Source organism: Microbacterium hydrocarbonoxydans (assembly GCF_023715885.1).
GTDB classification, from domain to species: Bacteria; Actinomycetota; Actinomycetes; order Actinomycetales; family Microbacteriaceae; genus Microbacterium; species Microbacterium hydrocarbonoxydans_C.
Map to the genome: position 1 here is coordinate 248,960 of NZ_JAMBOY010000002.1, position 19,676 is coordinate 268,635.

The 19,676-nt window shown below is 69.5% G+C and carries 16 protein-coding genes; 3 read left to right on the forward strand and 13 right to left on the reverse strand.

Annotated features, from left to right (window positions below):
- Positions 1-91 precede the first annotated feature (91 nt).
- The 5 genes from M3195_RS05575 to truB all read right to left on the reverse strand — a co-directional run bounded on the left by M3195_RS05575 (position 92) and on the right by truB (position 5,156).
- Positions 92-2,236, reverse strand: coding sequence for a DEAD/DEAH box helicase (locus tag M3195_RS05575; protein ID WP_251585560.1), 2,145 nt, complete (start codon positions 2,234-2,236; stop codon positions 92-94).
- A gap of 208 nt (positions 2,237-2,444) precedes the next feature.
- Positions 2,445-3,398 carry a bifunctional riboflavin kinase/FAD synthetase gene (locus M3195_RS05580; protein WP_251585561.1) on the reverse strand — a complete coding sequence of 318 codons (954 nt, stop codon included), beginning with the start codon at positions 3,396-3,398 and terminating at the stop codon, positions 2,445-2,447.
- Positions 3,395-3,814, reverse strand: a complete 420-nt coding sequence (locus tag M3195_RS05585) for a hypothetical protein (protein WP_374209311.1) — start codon at positions 3,812-3,814, stop codon at positions 3,395-3,397. The genes M3195_RS05580 and M3195_RS05585 overlap by 4 nt, the downstream gene beginning before the upstream one ends.
- A gap of 83 nt (positions 3,815-3,897) precedes the next feature.
- Positions 3,898-4,266 (reverse strand): hypothetical protein, encoded by a 369-nt coding sequence (locus M3195_RS05590; RefSeq protein ID WP_251585563.1) that lies wholly within the window; start codon positions 4,264-4,266, stop codon positions 3,898-3,900.
- Positions 4,263-5,156 carry a tRNA pseudouridine(55) synthase TruB gene (gene truB, locus M3195_RS05595; RefSeq protein ID WP_251585564.1) on the reverse strand — a complete coding sequence of 298 codons (894 nt, stop codon included), beginning with the start codon at positions 5,154-5,156 and terminating at the stop codon, positions 4,263-4,265. Before truB ends, M3195_RS05590 begins: the two co-directional genes overlap by 4 nt.
- Before the next feature lie 92 nt (positions 5,157-5,248).
- On the opposite strand from truB, the gene M3195_RS05600 reads away from it, so the two are divergent.
- The gene (locus M3195_RS05600; protein WP_374209312.1) at positions 5,249-6,127 is read left to right on the forward strand and encodes an A/G-specific adenine glycosylase; all 879 of its coding nucleotides are present in this window, start codon (positions 5,249-5,251) and stop codon (positions 6,125-6,127) included.
- A 3-nt stretch (positions 6,128-6,130) separates the two neighbouring features.
- Here the strand turns inward: M3195_RS05600 and M3195_RS17075 are convergent, their stop codons facing one another.
- The 5 genes from M3195_RS17075 to nusA all read right to left on the reverse strand — a co-directional run bounded on the left by M3195_RS17075 (position 6,131) and on the right by nusA (position 12,982).
- Positions 6,131-8,248, reverse strand: coding sequence for a LuxR C-terminal-related transcriptional regulator (locus M3195_RS17075; protein ID WP_251585565.1), 2,118 nt, complete (start codon positions 8,246-8,248; stop codon positions 6,131-6,133).
- A gap of 89 nt (positions 8,249-8,337) precedes the next feature.
- Complete coding sequence (rbfA, locus tag M3195_RS05610) at positions 8,338-8,769, reverse strand: 30S ribosome-binding factor RbfA (protein ID WP_096714972.1); 432 nt, start codon at positions 8,767-8,769, stop codon at positions 8,338-8,340.
- A gap of 97 nt (positions 8,770-8,866) precedes the next feature.
- Positions 8,867-11,602: a translation initiation factor IF-2 gene (infB, locus tag M3195_RS05615; protein ID WP_251585566.1), complete on the reverse strand. Its 2,736-nt coding sequence runs from the start codon at positions 11,600-11,602 to the stop codon at positions 8,867-8,869.
- Between the two features lie 60 nt (positions 11,603-11,662).
- Positions 11,663-11,938, reverse strand: a complete 276-nt coding sequence (locus tag M3195_RS05620; protein ID WP_285885485.1) for a YlxR family protein — start codon at positions 11,936-11,938, stop codon at positions 11,663-11,665.
- Between the two features lie 60 nt (positions 11,939-11,998).
- Positions 11,999-12,982: a transcription termination factor NusA gene (gene nusA, locus M3195_RS05625; RefSeq protein ID WP_251585568.1), complete on the reverse strand. Its 984-nt coding sequence runs from the start codon at positions 12,980-12,982 to the stop codon at positions 11,999-12,001.
- A gap of 130 nt (positions 12,983-13,112) precedes the next feature.
- Between nusA and M3195_RS05630 the strand changes: the two genes are divergently transcribed.
- Positions 13,113-14,468: a flavin monoamine oxidase family protein gene (locus M3195_RS05630; RefSeq protein WP_251585569.1), complete on the forward strand. Its 1,356-nt coding sequence runs from the start codon at positions 13,113-13,115 to the stop codon at positions 14,466-14,468.
- Here M3195_RS05630 and M3195_RS05635 read toward each other — a convergent pair.
- The 3 genes from M3195_RS05635 to M3195_RS05645 are packed head-to-tail and all read right to left on the reverse strand — an operon-like array spanning position 14,437 to position 18,059.
- Positions 14,437-15,477, reverse strand: a complete 1,041-nt coding sequence (locus tag M3195_RS05635; RefSeq protein WP_251585570.1) for an LOG family protein — start codon at positions 15,475-15,477, stop codon at positions 14,437-14,439. The genes M3195_RS05630 and M3195_RS05635 overlap by 32 nt on opposite strands.
- An 11-nt stretch (positions 15,478-15,488) precedes the next feature.
- A complete protein-coding gene (locus M3195_RS05640; protein WP_251585571.1) occupies positions 15,489-17,246 on the reverse strand; it encodes a proline--tRNA ligase in 1,758 nt (585 codons plus the stop codon).
- Between the two features lie 42 nt (positions 17,247-17,288).
- Entirely contained in the window at positions 17,289-18,059 is a 771-nt protein-coding gene (locus M3195_RS05645; RefSeq protein WP_251585572.1) for an isocitrate lyase/PEP mutase family protein, read from the reverse strand.
- Between the two features lie 173 nt (positions 18,060-18,232).
- Here M3195_RS05645 and M3195_RS05650 point away from each other — a divergent pair, with 173 nt between their 5' ends.
- Positions 18,233-19,585, forward strand: a complete 1,353-nt coding sequence (locus tag M3195_RS05650; protein WP_251585573.1) for an HNH endonuclease signature motif containing protein — start codon at positions 18,233-18,235, stop codon at positions 19,583-19,585.
- The last annotated feature ends 91 nt before the right edge of the window (positions 19,586-19,676 follow it).

The window sequence follows — 19,676 nt, forward strand, 5'->3', positions numbered from 1 at the left end:
CGACGATTCGCGAGAAGTTCACCGATCACCCGCCGAAGACGAGAAATCGGCGTCAAGAATCGTGATTCTTGACGCCGATCTCGATACGTCCTCAGGCTCCGCCGAGCGCCTGTCGCAGCAGATGCGTGAGGGCTCCGAGCTGCACGGGCTCCGCTGCAGACTCGTCCGTCGCCTCACCGTCGAGGGCACGCGCCGCGAGCCCCTGCTTCTGGTCGATGAGCTCGGCGATCTTGGTATCGACGGTGTGCGCGGCGATGATGCGCCATGCGGTGACGGGCTCGCCCTGGCCGATGCGGTGGACGCGGTCGATCGCCTGCGTCTGCTCCGCTGCCGTCCACGATAGCTCGGCGAGCACGACGTTCGACGCCGCCTGCAGGTTCAGACCCACACCGGCCGCCGTGAGCGAGCAGACCGCGATGCCGACCTCGGGATCGCCGTTGAAGTCGTCGATCGCCTGCTGTCGGGTCGTCGTGGTCTGATCTCCGCGGATCGACACCGAGCGGATGCCGGCGGCGGCGAAGTGCGCCTCCGCCTGGTCCATGACGTCGATGTGCTTGGCGAAGAAGACGACCTTGCCGACCGAGCGCTGGAGCTGAGCGGCGTAGTCGGCGGCGAGCTGCGCCTTGGCCTGACCGATGCGCCGCACCATGGTGAAGACGTTGTCACCGCCCGTGCCTGCCGCCTTCGACTCCTCGAGCTCGTTCTGGGCGACCAGACGCACGATGTCATCGTCGATCTCGCCCGGCGCGAGGCCGCGGTCGCCCCGCGCCTCGATGATGCGGCGGTAGCGAGCGGCGAGCCGCTCCCCCAGCTCGCGCTCGGCCTGACGGATGCTGCGACCGAACTCGTCGTCGAGCTGCACCGGCAGATCGGCGATCAGCTTGTCGGGGAGGTCGGCCGCGACGTCCTTCTTCTTGCGGCGCACGATGCCCATCGAGATCACGGCATCCCGCGCCTCGGGATAGAAGGCCTTGTCCGCGGGAGTGAATCCGGTCGCGTCGAGCTTCTCCATCAGCTCGGGTCCCGGCTTCTCGCCCGTGGTCCAGCCGAGGAACCGCCAGATCGCGTCGAAGTCCTCGACGTCGTTGATGAGCGGGGTACCGGTGAGCGCGAGCAGCAGGGGCTTTCCGCCGGGCGTCCGTTCGCGCACCCTCGACGCGAGCGAGAGCACGTTCTGAGACCGCTGCGAGGAGAGGTTCTTGATGAAGTGTGCCTCGTCGACCACCATGCCGCGCAGGCCGATCGACGCCAGCCACGACATGTGCCGGTCGAGGATCTCGTAGTTGACGATGAACACGTCGGCGAAGGCGTCGATGTCGTCGCCGTCGCCCTGGATCACGGTGGCACGACGCTGCGGCGTCCACCGCTCGACCTCGCGCGCCCAGTTCATCTTCACGACGTTCGGGACCACGACGAGCAGGGGGTACGCGTTCGCGACGGAAGCTGCGAGTACCGACTGCGCGGTCTTGCCGAGGCCGGGCTCATCGGCGAGCAGGAAGCTGCGGTGGCCGGCGCGCACTGCTTCGAGGAAGCGCGACTGGTGCACCATCACCTCGAGGCCCTTGGGCGAGATGTGGTCGAACTCCGGCGCGGGCGGCAGGTCCATGCTGGCCGCGGACCCACCGGCGCCGGTCTCGAAAGCCTTGTAGAGCGGTCCCATCAGCTCCCAGCCGTCCAGACGACGGCGCGGGGTGGTCGTGGCACGCGGCGTGAGGTCGGGCGCGAGGAACGGATTGGCGAGCTGGCGTGCCTCCACCGAGGGCGGCGTGACCTGACGCTCCGCGATCGCCGCGGGAACGACCGGCATCTGCACGGGAGCGATGTCGGCGATGATGAGCTCCTCGGGAGCGAGCTCAGCACCCGACTCCAGCAGCCAGTCCCGCCGCATGCGCTTGGCGACGGGCGACGTGGCCTGGTCGGCTTCGAGCAGCTGGATGAGCGACGTGTCTCGCGCCGCGGTCTTGGCGAGGATCGTCGCCACGCCGTCGAGACGCTTCAGCAGCTCCGCACGCGCGGCGTCGGTGATCTCGACGTCCGCCTTGACGCGAGCGCGCTCCTCGCGCACCAGGAAGGCGATGACCTGGAACTTCACCCGGTTCGTCGGTCCGAGTTTCCCTCGCTGCGACTTCGCCTCGATCTCGCGCACCTTACGCGCGAGGATCGGGATGAGGGGTGCCTCATCGTCGCGCCGGGATGTCTTCTTGCGCCGCGGGGCGGCGGTTGCCGTGGTCGGCATGCTCCTCCTGAGCGTGAAGGCCGCTGCATCCTCGTGATGCGACGACCGTTCTCGATGTCCGCGTGTGGCGTGAGCCAGGACCATACGAACAGTGTTTCCGATCGAGACCGATGCGCGAATGACGCGCGAGGATCGGTGACGATCGCGATCAGTCTATGCCATTCGACTGCCTCGGCGCTGTGAGCGCCGCGCGGATCCACCAGCCGCGTCAGTCGCGACCCGGGCCGAGAACCCGCTCGGCCTCGACGACGTCGTCAGCCATCTGCTGTGTGAGCTTCTCGATGCCCTCGAACGCGACCATCCCGCGCAGCCGCTCCACGAACTCCACGGTGACGTCATGGCCGTAGAGGTCGAGGTCGGTCTCGCCGATCACGTGGGCTTCGACCTGACGCTGGAGCACATCGTCGAACGTCGGGTTGGTGCCGACCGAGATCGCGGCGCGGTGACGGATGCCGGTGTCGTGGTCGACGAGCCAGCCGGCATACACGCCGTCCGCCGGAACGAACGAATCAACCGTCGCCGACAGGTTCGCGGTCGGATAGCCCAGTTCGCGCCCCCGCTTGAGCCCGTGCACGACCTCGCCACGCACGTCGACGTTGCGATCGAGCACGCGGGCCGCGGTCGCGACGTCACCCGCGATGAGCAGTTCGCGGATCCAGGTCGACGACACCCGGCGATGCGATCCGTCGAGGTAGACGTCATCCACCACCTCTACGCTGAATCCGTACTGCGGAGCGAGCTCGCGCAGCAGCGCCGGGGTGCCGGCTCCGCCACGTCCGAACCGGAAGTCCTCGCCGACCAGTACGGTCGAGACGTGCAGCGCTGCGACGAGGATGTCGGCGATGAACTCCTCCGCCGTGCGCGCCGCAAGCGCCTCGTCGAAAGTCAGGACGAGGGTCGCGTCGAGGTCGAGTTCCGCGAGCAGTTCGAGCTTGCGCTCCACCGTGACGACGTTCTCAGGGCAGCGGTCGGGCCGAAGGACGGCCAGCGGGTTCCGATCGAAAGTAACGGCGACGGCATCCACGCCGGATGCGGCGGCCGCCTCTTTCAGACGGCGGATCACCGCGCGGTGCCCCGCGTGCACGCCGTCGAACTTGCCGATCGCGACCGCCGACGGACCGAATCCCCGCGGCACGTCTCGAGGATCACGGAAGACGATCACGCGACGGCCCCGGTCGACGCGGACTCCGTCACGACCGGCGCGGGGCGGTGCGTGCGCAACCACCAGATGCCGAAGACCGGGAGGACCAGCGGGATGAATAGATACCCGCGTCCGAACATCGACCAGACCGTATCGTGCGGGAACAGATCGGGCAGGAAGATGCTGAGCGCACCGACCACCAGCACCCCGGTCAGCTCGAACACGATCGCCACCCACGCCACCGTGTACCAGCCGGGCCGACGGGCGAAGATGAGGGCGAGCGTCGCGAGGACGTAGACCACCGCGGCCAGCGCCGAGAGCGAGTACGCCAGGGGGGCGTCGTCGAACTGCCGGACGATCTGCACGAAGCTGCGACCGGTCGCGGCCAGCGCCATCACGGCGTAGACGATCACGAGGACACGGCCGATGCCGGTCATGCGGGTGGAGGGGACAGAGGTGCTCATAGCTCCCTCCATTCTAGGCGCGGTCGTCCGACCCCGGATGTCGCCCGAACGCGCGCTCAGGCCACTTGAATGGTCCAGATCGCGTGCATGCGCCAGACCATGATCGCGACGGCGATCCCGGCCACACCGAGGATCACGGTGCTCCACCTGCTGCGCTCCATCAGCGCCCACAGCACCGCGCCGATCGGGAGCAGCACGGCCGAGACGAGGTACACCCAGTACTCGAGGAGGTCCCCGGTCGGAGGGTTGCCGACGAACGGCGCCACGATCGCGACGACCACCTGCACGACGAGCAGCAGCTCGACGAGCGCGAGGCTGCCGACGGAGTAGTCGCTGGGTCGTCGACCGGCGAGACCGAGCGCGACGCAGAAGACGCCGGCTGCGGCGGCCGCCACGATCTGGACGATGGTCAGCCACAGGATCATCGGGTCGCCTCGGGCATGTTCATCTCGCTCTTGAGGTCGACCCCGCGCGCGCCGACGATGCCGACGAGCACGCCCTCCGCATCGATGGCCGCCGCAATGGATCCGGCGAGACGCGACGCCTGCCCGACGAGACGCTTGCCGTGGCGGAGGTCGCGGGCCTCGTCCGCCGAGACGGCGAGCGGAGTCAGCACCCGTGCGGCCGCCGCAGCCGGAGTCAGCGGCACGGCGTCGGCGAGGTCGTCGAGGCCTGTGGCATCCGTCACGTCGAAGTCCCCGACCCTGGTGCGTCGCAGCGCCGTGAGGTGGCCGCCGACGCCCAGCGCTGCGCCGAGGTCGCGCGCGAGCGAGCGGATGTACGTGCCGGAGGAGCAGTCGACGACCACGTCGAGCTCGAGGTACCCGTCGCCTGCGCGACGGCCGATCTCTTCGAAGCGCGACACGGTCACCTCGCGGGCTGCCAGCACCACGTCCTCTCCCGAGCGGACGCGGTCGTACGCACGGCGTCCGTCGACCTTGATGGCCGACACCGAACTGGGCACCTGCGAGATCGTGCCCGTGAGAGCGGCGATGCCGTCGGCGAGCTGCGAATCCGTCAGCGCACTCACGGCGGCCGCATCCGCCTCTGTGAGCACGTCGCCCTCCGCGTCGTCCGTCGTCGTCGTCGAGCCCAGCCGGATCGTCGCCTCATACGTCTTGTCGGCCCCGACGATGTACGTGAGCAGACGGGTCGCCCCTTCGACGCCGATCACGAGCAGACCGGTCGCCATCGGGTCGAGCGTCCCGGCGTGGCCCACCTTGCGGGTGCCGAAAGCGCGTCGGACGCGCGCGACCACGTCGTGACTGGTCAGCCCGGAGGGCTTGTCGACGAGAAGGATGCCGGGCGAGACCATCCCCCCAGCCTACGACGCGCGCCGTCGTCACCCGTGCCACGTGCCGGTATCAGGTCGCATAGGCTGTCGAGGTGTCCTCGACTCCGCGCTCCATCCCCATGGAGACGCAGCCGTTGATCGAATGGTATCGAGAGTCCGCACGCGATCTGCCGTGGCGACGCGCGGCCTTCCACGACGATTTCGGCGCATGGGGAACGCTCGTGAGCGAGTTCATGCTCCAGCAGACGCCGGTCACCAGGGTGATCCCTCACCTGGATGCGTGGCTCGCGAGGTGGCCCACCCCGCGTGCGCTCGCTGCGGCGACCCCTGCGGAGGTGCTGCAGCAATGGTCGAACCTCGGCTATCCGCGTCGAGCGCTCTGGCTGCACCGCGCGGCGATCGAGATCACGGAGCGACACGACGGGGTCGTGCCCCGTGATGTCGACGCGCTGCTCGGCCTGTCAGGCATCGGCGACTACACGGCGCGCGCCGTCGCGGTCTTCTCCTACGGCGACCGACACCCGGTGGTCGACACGAACACGCGCCGCGTCATCGCGCGCGCGGTGCTGGGTCAGGCGCAGCCGGGATCCCCCTCCCGGCGCGACCTGGAGGCGATGGAGGCGATGCTGCCCGATTCCGACGTCGACGCCGCGGTGTTCAACGCCGCGGCGATGGAGCTGGGAGCGACTGTCTGCGTCGCCCGGAACCCGCGGTGCGAGCAGTGCCCTCTGCGGGACTCCTGCGCGTGGGTCGCCGCAGGCCGACCGGATACGGGCGACACGAGGCGCCGTCAGGCCTCCTTCGAAGGCTCCGACCGTCAGGCCAGGGGGAAGGTCCTGCGCGCTCTCCGCGACGCCGCACCTCAGGGTGTACCCCTCGTAGCGCTGCTGGCCGATTGGCCGGACGCTCAGCAACGCGACCGCGCGATCGACTCCCTCATCGTCGACGGTCTGGCCGAGGCCGACGGCGAAGCACTCTCCCTCCCCCGTTGACGCTCAGCCGTGACGCGCGCTGCGAAGAGCGAGCAGCATGAGCTCGACTCGCGTGCGAACTCCCAGCTTCGCGAAGATGCGCCCGAGGTGCACCTCGACCGTCCGCACCGAGACCGTGAACGACGAGGCGATCTCTCTGTTCGAGGCGCCGCCGACGACCGCCAGTGCGAGCTGGAGCTCACGGTGGGTGAGCATGGGCGCCCACCGCCGACGTATGGCCTCGACCGCGTCACCCAGTTCGTCGCCGTACTCCGCCGTCTGATCGAGCAGTCGGATGCGCTCGGCGACCTGCTCCGCCCACGCGAGCGCTCCCGACTCCTCGAACAGCGCCAACGCGGCTTCCAGATGCCGCCTGCCTGCCCGGGGATCATCGTGGATGACCGCCCGCACACCGAACGCAGCCGACACCCGCGCCCGCTCGAAGGGCGACCGGATGCCGCCGGCTGCGTCCTCCAGCCGCGACCCCTCCGACGCCCAGGCGGCCTGGGGAATCGTCGATGCGCGAAGCCGCAGAGTCCGGGCGAGGGTCATCTCCGGAGGCTCGACGCGATGCCTCGGGATCGTTTCGACATCCACGCCGCCCGGAGCGATCTCGTCGATGCCCGGCACGGCGAGGACGGGTTGCGGCGCACCGCGCTCGATCCAGAGCCGCAAGAGGGCCACCGCCTCGTCGGACCGCCCGTCGAGGTGCGCCCGGACGGTCCGATCGACGAGGTGGTCGACTCTCGTCGGCGACGGGAGTGCGGCTGTCAGCGAGCGAGAGATCGGGCCGATCTCACCTATGACGGCCAGATCCAGTCGCCGCGCGAGTATCACGCCGAGGCCGGCGAACGGGATCGCCACCGGCAGCTTCAGCGCCGCCGCGGCGAGATGCTCTCTGGCGGCACCGAGGTCGCCCCGCCAGGTCATCAGCAGCCCCTCCGCGACTGCTCGATGCGCCTCGACGAGGGGGCTCCGCTCGAATCCCGCTATGAACGGATCTCGGGCATCCGCCTGGTGATAGTCTCCGGCAGCGAGAATGCGCAGGCCCGCGTCCACGTCGCCTGCGACAGCGGCGCGCAGTGCGCCATACACCACCCCGGTGAGCGGACCGGCACCCCGCGCGTCGTCTGCCTCGCTCTCGCCGAGGAGCAGCCACGTCATCGACACGACCGGATCGCGCAGCTCCCGCTCGGCGCCGACCTTCGCAGCGGCGAGACGCAGCTGATCGAGCCATTCGCGCGCGCGCCCACGGTCACCGCGCTCGGCGCACAGAGCTGCCGCGAAGGCGGCGGCCCTGGCATACGCGTACCAGTCCGCCGTGGTGTCGGTCCGAGGGCGAAGATCGACGGGAGCGACAGCGGGAACGACCCCGCGCAGATGGGTCTCCGCGGCCAGCAGAACCGCGGCGCCGCGCAATGCCGCGTGCTCCGATCCGACGCGGAACAGCTCGGAGAGCCGTGCGGCGGCTTCCGCCGCATATCCGGAGCCCATCGCCGAGACACCCGCGATCAGGAGAGCCTGATCGCGGACGGCGCCGGTGGAGTGCTGCGCCGCGAGCGCGGCGAATCGCAACGAGGGCAGCGACTCGTCGTCGGCGCGCAGCTGACGCGCGGCGCGAAGAAGCTCGACTGCGGCCCCGGCATCTCGAGCAGAAGACCCGGAGGCCCGATGCCAGGCGGAGGCCGCGGCATCCTCGTGCTCCGATCGCCGGGCGAGTCTCCTGTGGGCCGCCATGACCTCTTCGGCCGTACTCGTGCCGAGTATCCATGCCGCCGAGCGCTCGTCGACTCGGGCACCGAGCACCCTGCCTCCGCAGAGAGATGCGGTGCACGGCGATCCGGCATCCAGTGCCTGCTCGAGGAGGGCCCTCTTCTCCCGGAGAGCCGGCGCGAAGTCGGAGAATGCGGTCTCGATCGCCGGGACCAGAGGCAGGGGTGATGGCAAGGGCCGGAGACCGCGGCGTTGCGTGACGTCGAGCACGCCGGCCACTTGCACGACCGCCTCCCGATCGCCGTCCAGCCGCCGGAGAAGGCCGGCGACGACGTCGGGAGCGCATCCGAGTTCGCGGGCGAGCAGATCCTCGAGGACGCAGGCGACGCCCGAGGCCTCTGCCTCCGCTCCGCCACGCGCGCTGTACACCGCTCTTCGCCCCCCGGTCCGGACGAGCGTGCGCTCGTCAAGCCGACGGTAGCAACCGGTTTTCCGGTCTCAAGCGAGATGCTGATACATCACGAACGCGTGTCGTCGTCCTCACGCACGTAGGGGTCTGCATCGCCCGCGTGCGATGCAGACGACGCGAGCTTGGCGACCTCCGCGTCCCGCTCCTGAGCCTCACGGAGGAGGGCGGAGATGTGGTCGGCGCTCTCCGGCAGGGCGTCCGGGATGAACTCGAGGGTCGGCACCAACCGGGTGCTGAGCTGTCGACCGACCTCGCTGCGCAGCATCCCGGTCGCCGAGGTGAGGGCCGCGCCGCTCGCGACGCGCTCCTCTTCCGTCCCGAGCACCGTGTAGAACACCGATGCGTGCTGCAGGTCGCCGCTCACACGCACGTCGGTGATCGTCACGAAGCCGAGACGCGGGTCACGCAGCCCCTTCTCCAGACGCTCGGCGAGGATGACGCGGATGCGATCCGCGAGTCGGGCCTGTCGTTCACCAGCCATGTGATCCTTCTCCTCCTGGGAAGTCTTCGGGCGCCCTTCGTCTCGCTCCGCTCGCTCAGGAGCCGGCATGAAGGACGCCCGAAGATATCGAGCCCGATCAGCCGCGAGGCTTCTCGACCATCTCGGTGGTCTCGATCTCGTCGCCGATCTGGATGTCGTTGTACTTGCCGAGGCCGATACCGGCCTCATAGTCCGTACGCACCTCGGTGACATCGTCCTTGAAACGACGCAGCGACTCGATGGCGAGACCATCGGCGATGACGACGCCGTCGCGGATGACGCGGGCCTTGGCGTTGCGCGTGATCGTTCCCGAACGCACGATGACACCGGCGATGTTGCCGAACTTCGAGGAGCGGAACACCTCGCGGATCTCGGCGACGCCCGACTGGACCTCTTCGTACTCCGGCTTGAGCATGCCCTTGAGCGAGCTCTCGATCTCATCGATCGCGTTGTAGATCACCGAGTAGAAGCGGATGTCCACGCCCTCGCGCTGAGCGCGCTCACGCGCCTTGGTGTCGGGGCGGACGTTGAAGCCCACGATGATCGCGTTGTCGATCGTCGCGAGGTTCACGTCAGACTCGGTGATCGCGCCGACGCCGCGGTGGATGATCCGCAGCTGCACGGAGTCGTCGACCTCGATCTTGAGGAGCGACTCCTCCAGCGCCTCGACGGCACCGGACACGTCGCCCTTGATGATGAGGTTGAGCGACTCGACCTTGCCCTCTTCCAGTGCGCGGGTGAAGTCCTCGAGCGAGATGCGCTTGCGGGCCTTGGCCAGCTGGGCGTTGCGCTCGACCGCCTCTCGCTTCTCAGCGATCTGGCGGGCTGTGCGGTCCTCCTCGGTGACGATGAAGACGTCACCGGCGCGGGGCACGGAGTTCAGACCCTGCACCTGCACCGGGCGCGACGGGTAGGCCTCGAGGACCTGCTCGCCGTTCTCGTCGGCCATCGCCCGCACGCGTCCGTACGCGGTACCCGCGACGATCGCGTCGCCGACCCGGAGCGTTCCGGACTGGATCAGCACGGTCGCGACCGAACCGCGGCCCTTGTCGAGCTTCGCCTCGATGGCGACACCGCGAGCGGCCTTGTTCGGGTTGGCGGTCAGGTCGAGACCGGCGTCCGCCGTGAGCAGCACGGCGTCCAGGAGCTCCTGGATGCCGGTGCCCGCACGAGCCGAGACGTCGACGAACATGACGTCGCCGCCGTACTCCTCGGCGACGAGGCCGTACTCGGTGAGCTGCTGGCGCACCTTGGCCGGGTTGGCCTCGGGCTTGTCGATCTTGTTCACCGCGACCACGATCGGCACGTTCGCCGCCTGGGCGTGGTTCAGCGCCTCCACCGTCTGCGGCATGATGCCGTCGTCAGCGGCGACCACGAGGATCGCGAGGTCGGTGACCTGCGCACCACGGGCACGCATGGCGGTGAACGCCTCGTGACCCGGGGTGTCGATGAAGGTGATCGCACGCTCGATGCCCTCGTGCTCGGTCCACACCTGGTAGGCGCCGATGTGCTGGGTGATGCCGCCGGCCTCGCCCTCGATGACGTTGGTCTGACGGATGGCATCGAGCAGTCGGGTCTTACCGTGGTCGACGTGACCCATGACGGTGACGACCGGGGGACGGATCTCGAGGTCGTCTTCGCTCTCCGCCTCCAGCTCGGCCTCGAGGTCGAGACCGAAGCCCTCGAGGAGCTCCTTGTCCTCATCCTCGGGCGAGACCATCTGGATCTTGTAGCCGAGCTCCTCGCCGAGCACCTCGAACGTCGCCTCGTCCAGCGACTCGGTGGCCGTGGCCATCTCGCCGAGGTTGAAGAGGATCGTCACGAGCGTGCCGGGCTGGACCGTGTAGCCGGTCAGCGTCTCGATCTTGTCGGCGAAGTCCGCGATCGACGCGCCGCGGCGCATGCGGATGGTCTCCCCGTTACCGCGGGTGACGTTGACGCCACCGACGACGGGAGCGCTCCGCATCTCGAATTCCTGCCGCTTCGCCCGCCGCGACTTGCGCTGCTTGCTCTTGCCGCCGCCCTTGCCGAAGGCGCCGGCGGTACCACCGCCGGGGCCACGGCCGCGACCGCCACCACCGGGACGACCGGCGAAGCCGCCGCCACCGGGACGTGCGCCGGGGCCACCGGGGCCGCCTGCGCCGCCCGGACGACCGGGACCGCCCGGACGCTGCTGGAACGGAGCGCCGGGACGACCGCCCTGACCGCCGCGGGGTGCGCCGGGACGCGGCGAACCGGGACGCGGGGCACCGGGGCGGGGTGCGCCGGGGCGCGGGGCCTGCGGGCGCGGGATGTTTCCGGGCGTGGGGCGCTGGCCCATACCCTGCGCCGAGGCGAAGGGGTTGTTGCCCGGACGGGGGCCGGCGGGACGCTGGCCCATGCCCTGCGCGGACGAGAACGGGTTGTTGCCGGGGCGGGGCGCGCCGGGCTTGGGCGCGCCGTCGGACGGCTTCGGCGCGGCGGGGCCCGGCTTGGCAGCCGGTGCAGGGGCCGGGGTCGCCGCAGGAGCCTCAGCCGGCGCGGCCGGTGCAGCGGCGACCGGGGCTTCGGGGGCCGGAGCCGGCTTGGGGCCGGGCTTCGGACCGGGGGTCGGTGCGGCGGACTTCGCCGCAGCCGGCTTCGCCGCGGGCTTGGCTGCGGGTGCCGCCTCGGCCGAGGGCTTCAGAGAGGGGTCGGCCTCGATCGCGGCGCGCAGCTTGCGCGCCACCGGCGGTTCGATGGTCGAAGAGGGGCTCTTGACGAACTCCCCGAGTTCCTTGAGCTTCGCAAGTGCGACCTTGCTGTCGACGCCGAATTCAGCGGCGATCTCATGTACGCGTGGTTTACCAGCCACAATTCTCCTGTCTGGGGTCGGTCTGCCCAGACAGGGCAGACCACTAGTCGCGGACGGGTCTCATTTCGAGCCGTTCACTTTGTTTCCATAGCTGTTCAGCCTTTGTTTCTCGATGGTCTGCGTGTCCAGGTGGCCGGACACGCGCAGTGCTCGTCCGAAAGCACGTCGCCGGAGTGCGGCATCCATGCATTCCTGCGTCGGATGCACCCACGCGCCTCGCCCCGGCAGCACAGCACGCTCATCGATGACGAGGGTGTCGTTCTGGGACACCACCCTGAGAAGGGCGGAGCGGGGAGCACGCGTGCGGCAACCGACGCACGTTCGTACGGCTTCCATCTTACACCTGTGTTCCCGCCCTGATCGCGCCGAGGGCGCGAGTCGGGCGTGCAGCCGGGGTCAATCCAGGACGCTGTCCGGCTGGATGTCGATCTTCGCGCCGGTAAGCTTGGCGGCGAGTCGGGCGTTCTGCCCCTCCTTGCCGATCGCGAGCGACAGCTGGTAGTCGGGGACGAGCGCGCGGACGGCCTTCGTGCCCGCGTCGAGGATGAACGAGCTCGTCACCTTGGCCGGCGACAGCGCGTTCGCGACGAAGGCTGCGAGCTCGGGGCTGTAGTCGACGATGTCGATCTTCTCCCCCGCCAGCTCCTCGGTGACGGCGCGGACGCGGCGTCCCAGCTCGCCGATGCAGGCGCCCTTCGCGTTGATGGACGGGTCGTTCGCCTTGACGGCGATCTTCGTGCGGTGGCCGGCCTCGCGGGCGAGCGAGACGATCTCGACGAGTCCTGCGGCGATCTCGGGCACCTCGAGCGCGAAGAGCTTGCGGACGAGACCCGGGTGGGTGCGCGAGACCGTGATCTGCGGGCCCTTGAGGCCCTTCGCGACGCTCGTGACGTACACGCGCAGACGCGAACCGTGGGCGTACTCCTCGCCGGGCACCTGCTCCTCGGGCGGGAGGATGGCCTCGACCGAGCCGAGGTCGACGTGGATCATGCGGGGATTCGGTCCCTGCTGGATCACACCGGCGACGATGTCGCCCTCCTTGCCGCGGAACTCACCGAGGACGGCGTCGTCGGCGATGTCGCGGAGGCGCTGGCTGATGACCTGCTTGGCGGCGAAGGCGGCGATGCGTCCGAAGTCGTCCGGCGTGGTCTCCTCCTCGCCGATGACCGCACCCTCGTCGTCTTTGACGACCTGCAGCACGGCGACGTGGCCCGTGCGACGGTCGAGTTCGACCCGCACGCCCTCGGGCGTCGCCCCGTCAGCGGAGACATGCTTGGCGTAGGCGGTCAGGATGGCCTGCTCGATGATCGCGACGAGTTCGTCGAAGGGGATCGCCTTCTCCTTCTCGATCCCACGCAGCAGGCTCAGTTCGATATCCATGACGGCTCCCTATTCAGCTCTCGTCGCGCCGGTTCGCACGCGCGACATCCGTACCACGATACCCTGACCCCACCACCCCGTGCCACGGCGGCGACCGCGCCGGCGTGGTGCACGATGCGCAGGAGGATCAGTGAGCACGTACGACACCATCGTGATCGGGGCCGGGATGTCCGGCGTGACGACGGCGCGGATGCTGACCGACGACGGCCGCCGCGTGCTGGTGCTCGAGGCTCGGGACCGCATCGGCGGACGGATGCACACGGACCGCTCCGCGGGCTTCCCCGTCGATCTGGGCGCCTCCTGGATCCACGGCATCGACGACTCGCCTCTCTGGGACCTCGTCCAGGCCCTCGACATCCCCACCGTCGAGTGCACCGTGGGGAGCTTTCAGGTCGGCGGGCGGCCGATCGAGAACTTCACCGATGACGGCGCGCCGATGGATGACGCGGCTACCGCGCAGTGGATCTCCGACGTCGAGCAGGCCGACCGACTTCTCGTCCAGGAGATCGCCGCCTCGTCGTCGGGCGACACCTATCTCGACGTCACGGAGCGGGCGCTGGATCGCTCCGGCTTCACCCCGCAGCGCATCGACGAGGTGCGGGAGTTCTTCCGTCACCGGGTCGAGGAGCAGTGCGGCGCGTGGATCGGCGACCTCGACGCGCACGGTCTCGACGAGGACGGGATCGACGGCGACGAGGTCATCTTCCCCCGTGGGTACGACGAACTGCCCCGCCGCATCGCAGCCGGGCTCGACGTGCGGCTCGACACCGCGGTGACACGCGTCTCCCGCACGCCCGACGGAGCCGTCGTGGCGACCGCGCACGGCGAAGAATACGAAGCGCACTCGGTGGTCGTGACCGTGCCCCTCGGAGTCCTCAAGGCGGGCACGATCGAGTTCGTCCCCGCCCTGCCCGAGGAGATCGCCGGACCGATCGACCGCCTCGGAATGGGCGTCTTCAACAAGATCTTCCTGCAGTTCCCCGGGAGGTTCTGGGGCGAGGACAGCTACGTGCTGCGCGCCCTCGGCGAGGCCGGGGAGCACTGGCACTCCTGGTACGACGTCTCGGCGATCAGCGGCATCCCCACGCTCCTCACCTTCGCGGCCGGGCCGCTCGGCAGGCGGATGCAGGACCTCTCCGACGACGAGATCGTGGCCGACGCCCTCGGCGCACTGCGACGCCTGTACCCGGATGCCGCGGAGCCGACCGCGCAGTGGATCACCCGGTGGGGGCAGAATCCCTTCTCCGTGGGGTCGTACTCGCACCTCGCGGTCGGATCGTCGCACCACGACCACGACGAGCTCGCGGGCCCCGCGGACGGTGTGCTGCACTTCGCCGGTGAGGCGACCTGGGGCGAGGAGCCGGCGACCGTCGGCGCGGCGTTCTACTCCGGGCACCGGGCGGCCGAGCGGGTCCTCGGGGCAGCGGTCGACCTCGCCGCCTTCGCGGAGCGGATCAGGGCTCGGGAGCGGTCGACAGCGAGTTGATCGCCCCGATCAGGCGGAACAGGTTGCCGACCTGACGCTGATCGAGGTGCAGAGCGAGACGCGGCAGCTGCAGCACGTCGTCGTCGGCCACCTCCGGTGAGCGTGGCGATGTCCGCTCGATGCGCCCGCGTGACAGCATCCCGCCGAAGCGATCGTTGAGGTCGTCGATCTCGGCATCCGTCGGCTCAGCGCGCAACCGGAGAACGAGAGTGTCGCCGATCCACCGCAGCGAGTCGTAGTTGCGCCAGAATCCCGCGATCTCGGCGACGGCGGCATCGACGGAGTCGGTGACGACGACGCGGTCGAAGTCGCCCTGGGAGATGACGCCGGTCGGCTCGAGAGTCTCGTCGATGAAGCGGCGCAGGCCGTCCCAGAACGTGCCGCCCTTCTCGTCGAGCAGCACGATCGGGGTCGGCTCCGCCTTCCCGGTCTGCTGCAGGGTCAGGAGCTCGAACATCTCGTCCAGCGTGCCGAAACCCCCTGGCAGGCAGATGAACCCGCTGGACTCCTTGATGAGCATGAGCTTGCGCGTGAAGAAGTACTTCATCGCCACGACGTGGTCGCTCCCCGCCACGAGGATGTTCGCCTTCTCCTCGAAGGGCAGCCGGATCGACACCCCGAGCGACAGCGCCGGACCCGCGCCCTCCGCCGCCGCCTGCATGATCCCCGGGCCGGCTCCCGTGACGACCATCCATCCGTCTTCGGCGAGCGCCGCCGCGACATCCCGGGCCTGCACGTACAGCGGGTCGTCGTGTCGTGTTCGTGCCGAGCCGAACACCGTGACCTTGGGCACCCCGCGGAACGGGGCGAACAGACGGAACGCGTCACGCATCTCCGCGAGCGCGGCGGACGCGATCTTGAGGTCGAGTCGCTCGGTGTCGTCCTCACCCAGCTGGATCGCCGTGCGCATCATCCGCATGACGAGTCGACGATCGGTGAGAACCCCCGCCTCGTCGAGCACCGAGTTGATCTCGGCGCTCAGCGCGTCCGGCAGTCGGTCGTCGGTCATGGCATCGACTCTCAGCGCGTCGTGAGGCTGTTCACCGCGTCGGCGATCGAGACCGTGTCGCGGTCGCCCGAGCGGCGGTCCCAGAGCTCGACCTGGCCGTCGGCGGCGCCGCGTCCGACGATCACGATCTTCGGGACGCCGACGAGCTCGGCATCGCCGAACTTCACGCCGGGTGACACCTTGGGGCGATCGTCGTAGAGGACGTCGAGCCCCGCGGACTCGAGCTGGGCCGAGATGTCGGCGGCGACGTCGAACGCGACCTGGTCCCTGCCGGCGGCGACGACCTGCACGTCGAACGGGGCGACGGACGCCGGCCAGATGAGGCCCTTGTCGTCGTTGTTCAGCTCGGCGATGATCGCGAGGATGCGGGTGACGCCGATGCCGTACGACCCCATGGTGACCGTGACGAGCTTGCCGTTCTCGTCGAGCACCTTGAGGCCCAGCGCCTCGGCGTACTTGCGACCGAGCTGGAAGACGTGACCGATCTCCATGCCCCGCGCGAGCTCGACGGGGCCCGAGCCGTCGGGCGCGGGGTCGCCCGCGCGCACGTTCGCGATCTCGATGATGCCGTCGGCCTCGAAGTCGCGGCCGGCGACGACCGAGTGCGCGTGCTTCTGGTCGATGTTCGCGCCGGTGATCCAGCTCGTACCCTCGCTCACTCGCGGGTCGACGAGGTAGCGGATGCCGGTGGCTGACTCCTCGCCGAGCACGGCACCCGTCTCGGACCAAGGTCCGATGTACCCCTTGACGAGCAGCGGGTTGTTCTCGAAGTCGTCCGTCGTCGCCGTCTCCACCTCCGCGGGAGCGAAGGCCACCTCGGCGCGCTTCTCGTCGACCTCCCTGTCGCCGGGGATGCCGACGACGACGAGTTCACGGGTGCCATCGAGGTGGGTGAGCGCGAGCACGACGTTCTTCAGCGTGTCGGCCGCGGTGTACTCGCCGTCGAGATGGGCGTTCGCGTGCGCCACCAGCGTCTCGATCGTCGGCGTGTCGGGCGAGTCGAAGACCACGGGAGCCGCGTCCGCGTCGAACGGGACGGGTGCGGGCACGGGGGTGGTGAACGCCTCGACGTTGGCGGCGTAGCCACCGGCACTGCGCACGAACGTGTCCTCGCCGACGGGGGTCGGGTGGAGGAACTCCTCGCTGCGGGAACCGCCCATGGCGCCGGCATCCGCCTGCACGATGGCGTACTCGAGACCGAGGCGCTGGAAGATGCGCTCGTATGCGTCGCGCTGGGCCTGGTAGCTGGCATCCAGTCCGGCATCCGAGGAGTCGAAGGAGTAGGCGTCCTTCATCGTGAACTCGCGTCCGCGCAGCAGCCCGGCGCGGGGCCGGGCCTCGTCGCGGTACTTGTCCTGGATCTGGTAGATCGTGAGCGGCAGGTCCTTGTACGACGAGTAGAGGTCCTTCACCAGGAGGGTGAAGGCCTCCTCGTGCGTGGGTGCGAGCAGGTAGTCGCCGCCCTTGCGGTCCTGGAGGCGGAAGAGCAGGTCGCCGTACTCCTCCCAGCGACCGGTCGCCTCGTACGCCTCGCGCGGCATGAGCGCCGGGAAGTGGACCTCCTGCGCACCGGCAGCGGCCATCTCCTCGCGGACGACCTTCTCGATCCGCGCCTTCACACGGAGTCCGAGCGGCAGCCACGCGAAGATGCCCGCCGCCTGCGGGCGGATGTATCCCGCGCGGATCAGCAGTTTGTGGCTCGCGACCTCTGCGCCTGCAGGGTCTTCGCGGAGCGTACGGAGGAAGAAGTTGGAGAGACGAGTGACCACGGGCCAAGTCTAGTGACCGGCGGCCACTCGTCCTCCCCGGGGTCAGTTGAGGGCGGGAAGGCCCTGGGGGATAACGCCGCCCGCGTAGAGGCTCGCGGCGAGCTCCTGCACGGAGGTCAGCGCGACGCGCTGCGGCAGGGGTCCGTAGGAGATGCGGGCGACCCCGAGCTTCTCGTACTCCGAAGCGGCGAGCGCTCCGGGAAGGCCGATCACGCTGACCTTGCCCTCGCCGATGCCCTCGACGAGCTGACGGGTGACGGCCGCGTCGAGCATCCCGGGGACGAACACCGCGGTCGCACCGGCGTCGAGGAAGGCCTTGCCCCGCTGGATGGCGTCGGCGACGCTCTCGGCGACCGGACGGTGCCCGGCGCGCACGAAGGCATCGGTGCGGGCGTTGAGCGCGAACGGCACGCCCTCGGCCTCCGCCGCCTTGACGATCGACTCGACGACCGCGACGGACTCGTCGAACGGCTTGAGCCGGTCCTCGACGTTCGCGCCGACGACGCCCGCCTGGATCGCGAGTCGGGTGGTCTCCCCCGCATCCTCGTAGCCGTCGTCCAGGTCGGCCGTGACGGGAACGGAGACGGATGCCGCGATGCGCCCGACCATGTCGATCATGACGTCACGCGGGGTGGTGCCGTCCTCGTATCCGAACGACGCGGCGATCCCGTGACCGGCGGTCGCGATCGCTTTCGTCTCCGGGAGGGCGGCGACAGCCCGGGCGGAGACGACGTCCCACACGTTCACGACGCGCAGGATCTCGGGGGCTTCGTACAGTCCGATGAGGGTTTTGGCCTTGTCAGCAGTGGTCATGCCTCCACGCTAACGGTGCCCCGGGGGTGCGGGGCAGGATGCGCGGTCGTGCATGCCCCGTTTGCTGGCGCTGTGCCCGATGGATACCGGTACTCCGATACACGACTCCCCGTGCCGAGATTTTCGGCGTGATCTGGGCCTCGAATGTCGGTGGTGCGTGATGGGATCGAGTCATGGCAGCCCTCCTCGACGCGACCCGCGAGCAGATCGACGCGCTCGACGCCGTCACCGACACGCTGGTCTCGGTCGAGCACACGATCGCCTCGCTGCTCGCCGCACGCGACGGGCTGCTCGCGCTGGGCAATAGGATCGCTCTCGAGACCGCGGCGGCAGCGCGGACCGATGACGGTTCGGCCTACCTCGGCCACGACGGTGCGGACCTCGCAGTGCGCGCCGTGGCGGCGGAGTTCGGCGCAGCGCTGCGCGTGAGCGATCGCACGGTGCAACGGCGGATGGCGGATGCAGACCTCCTCGTCACTCTCTTTCCGGCCGTGTGGCGAGCGCAAGGAGCGGGTGACATCTCCCCTGCTCACGCCCGGGCGATCGTCGACGCCGGGATGCACCTCGAGGACGAGGCGGAGCGAGAGGCGTACACCACCGAGATCCTGGAGTACGCGGCAGAGGAATCACCCAACCGGGTGCGGCGCCAGGCACGACGGATCGCGGAGCGCCATCAGCGACGCACGATCGACGAGCGACACCGCGCAGCGCGCGCCGACCGGGCCGTGTGGGTGAAGGATCTCGGCGACGGGATGGCGGAACTCGGGCTGCGCGGACCCTCTGCGCTGGTGCACGGAGCGTTCGATCGGCTCACCAACATGGCGAAGACCGCGCGCGAGGAGGTCCCGGTCCCCTGTGAGCATGGGGCGGTTCCGAGCGGGGCTGGCGCGTCGCAGGAGCGGATGCTCGAGGTCGCTCCCGATACGAGGACGCTCGCGCAGGCCCGGAGCGATCTGGCCCTGGACCTTCTTCTTTCTGGAGCGCCGTCCGGACACAGCGCCCCTGACGGCGCCCTGGCCGCGATCAGAGGATCCGTATCCATCACCGTGCCGGTCCTGACGCTGATGGGCATCACCACGACCCCCGCCGAGATCGACGGTCACGCTCCGATCGACGCGGATACCGCCCGGCAGCTCGCGGGCTCCGCACCCGGTTGGGATCGCGTGCTCACGCATCCCGTGACGGACGCCGTGGTGGCCGTCGATCGCTACCGTCCCTCAGCCGACCTGAAGCGCCTCGTGCGCGCTCGAGATCAGCGATGCCGCTTTCCCTGCTGCGGTTTCCCCGCCCGAGACTGCGATCTCGATCACATCCGGGACCATGCGCTCGGCGGCGAGACCTCGTCCGACAATCTCTCGGCGCTGTGCCGACGCCACCACGTGCTGAAGCATCACAGCCCGTGGCACGTGGAGAATCTGGGCGGCGGCTTCCATGCGTGGACGAGCCCCGCGGGGCGTGTGTACGTCGATACTCCCCCGGAGACGAACGTCACGCCGGCTCCGAGAGACGCCGACCCTCCGTTCTGACCTGGTGATCCCGAGCTGTTGAGCAACCCGCAGTTCACGATCCGCCGTAGAGGCGTTCGCGCCACACCTCCACGTCGAGGTCGCCCTGACC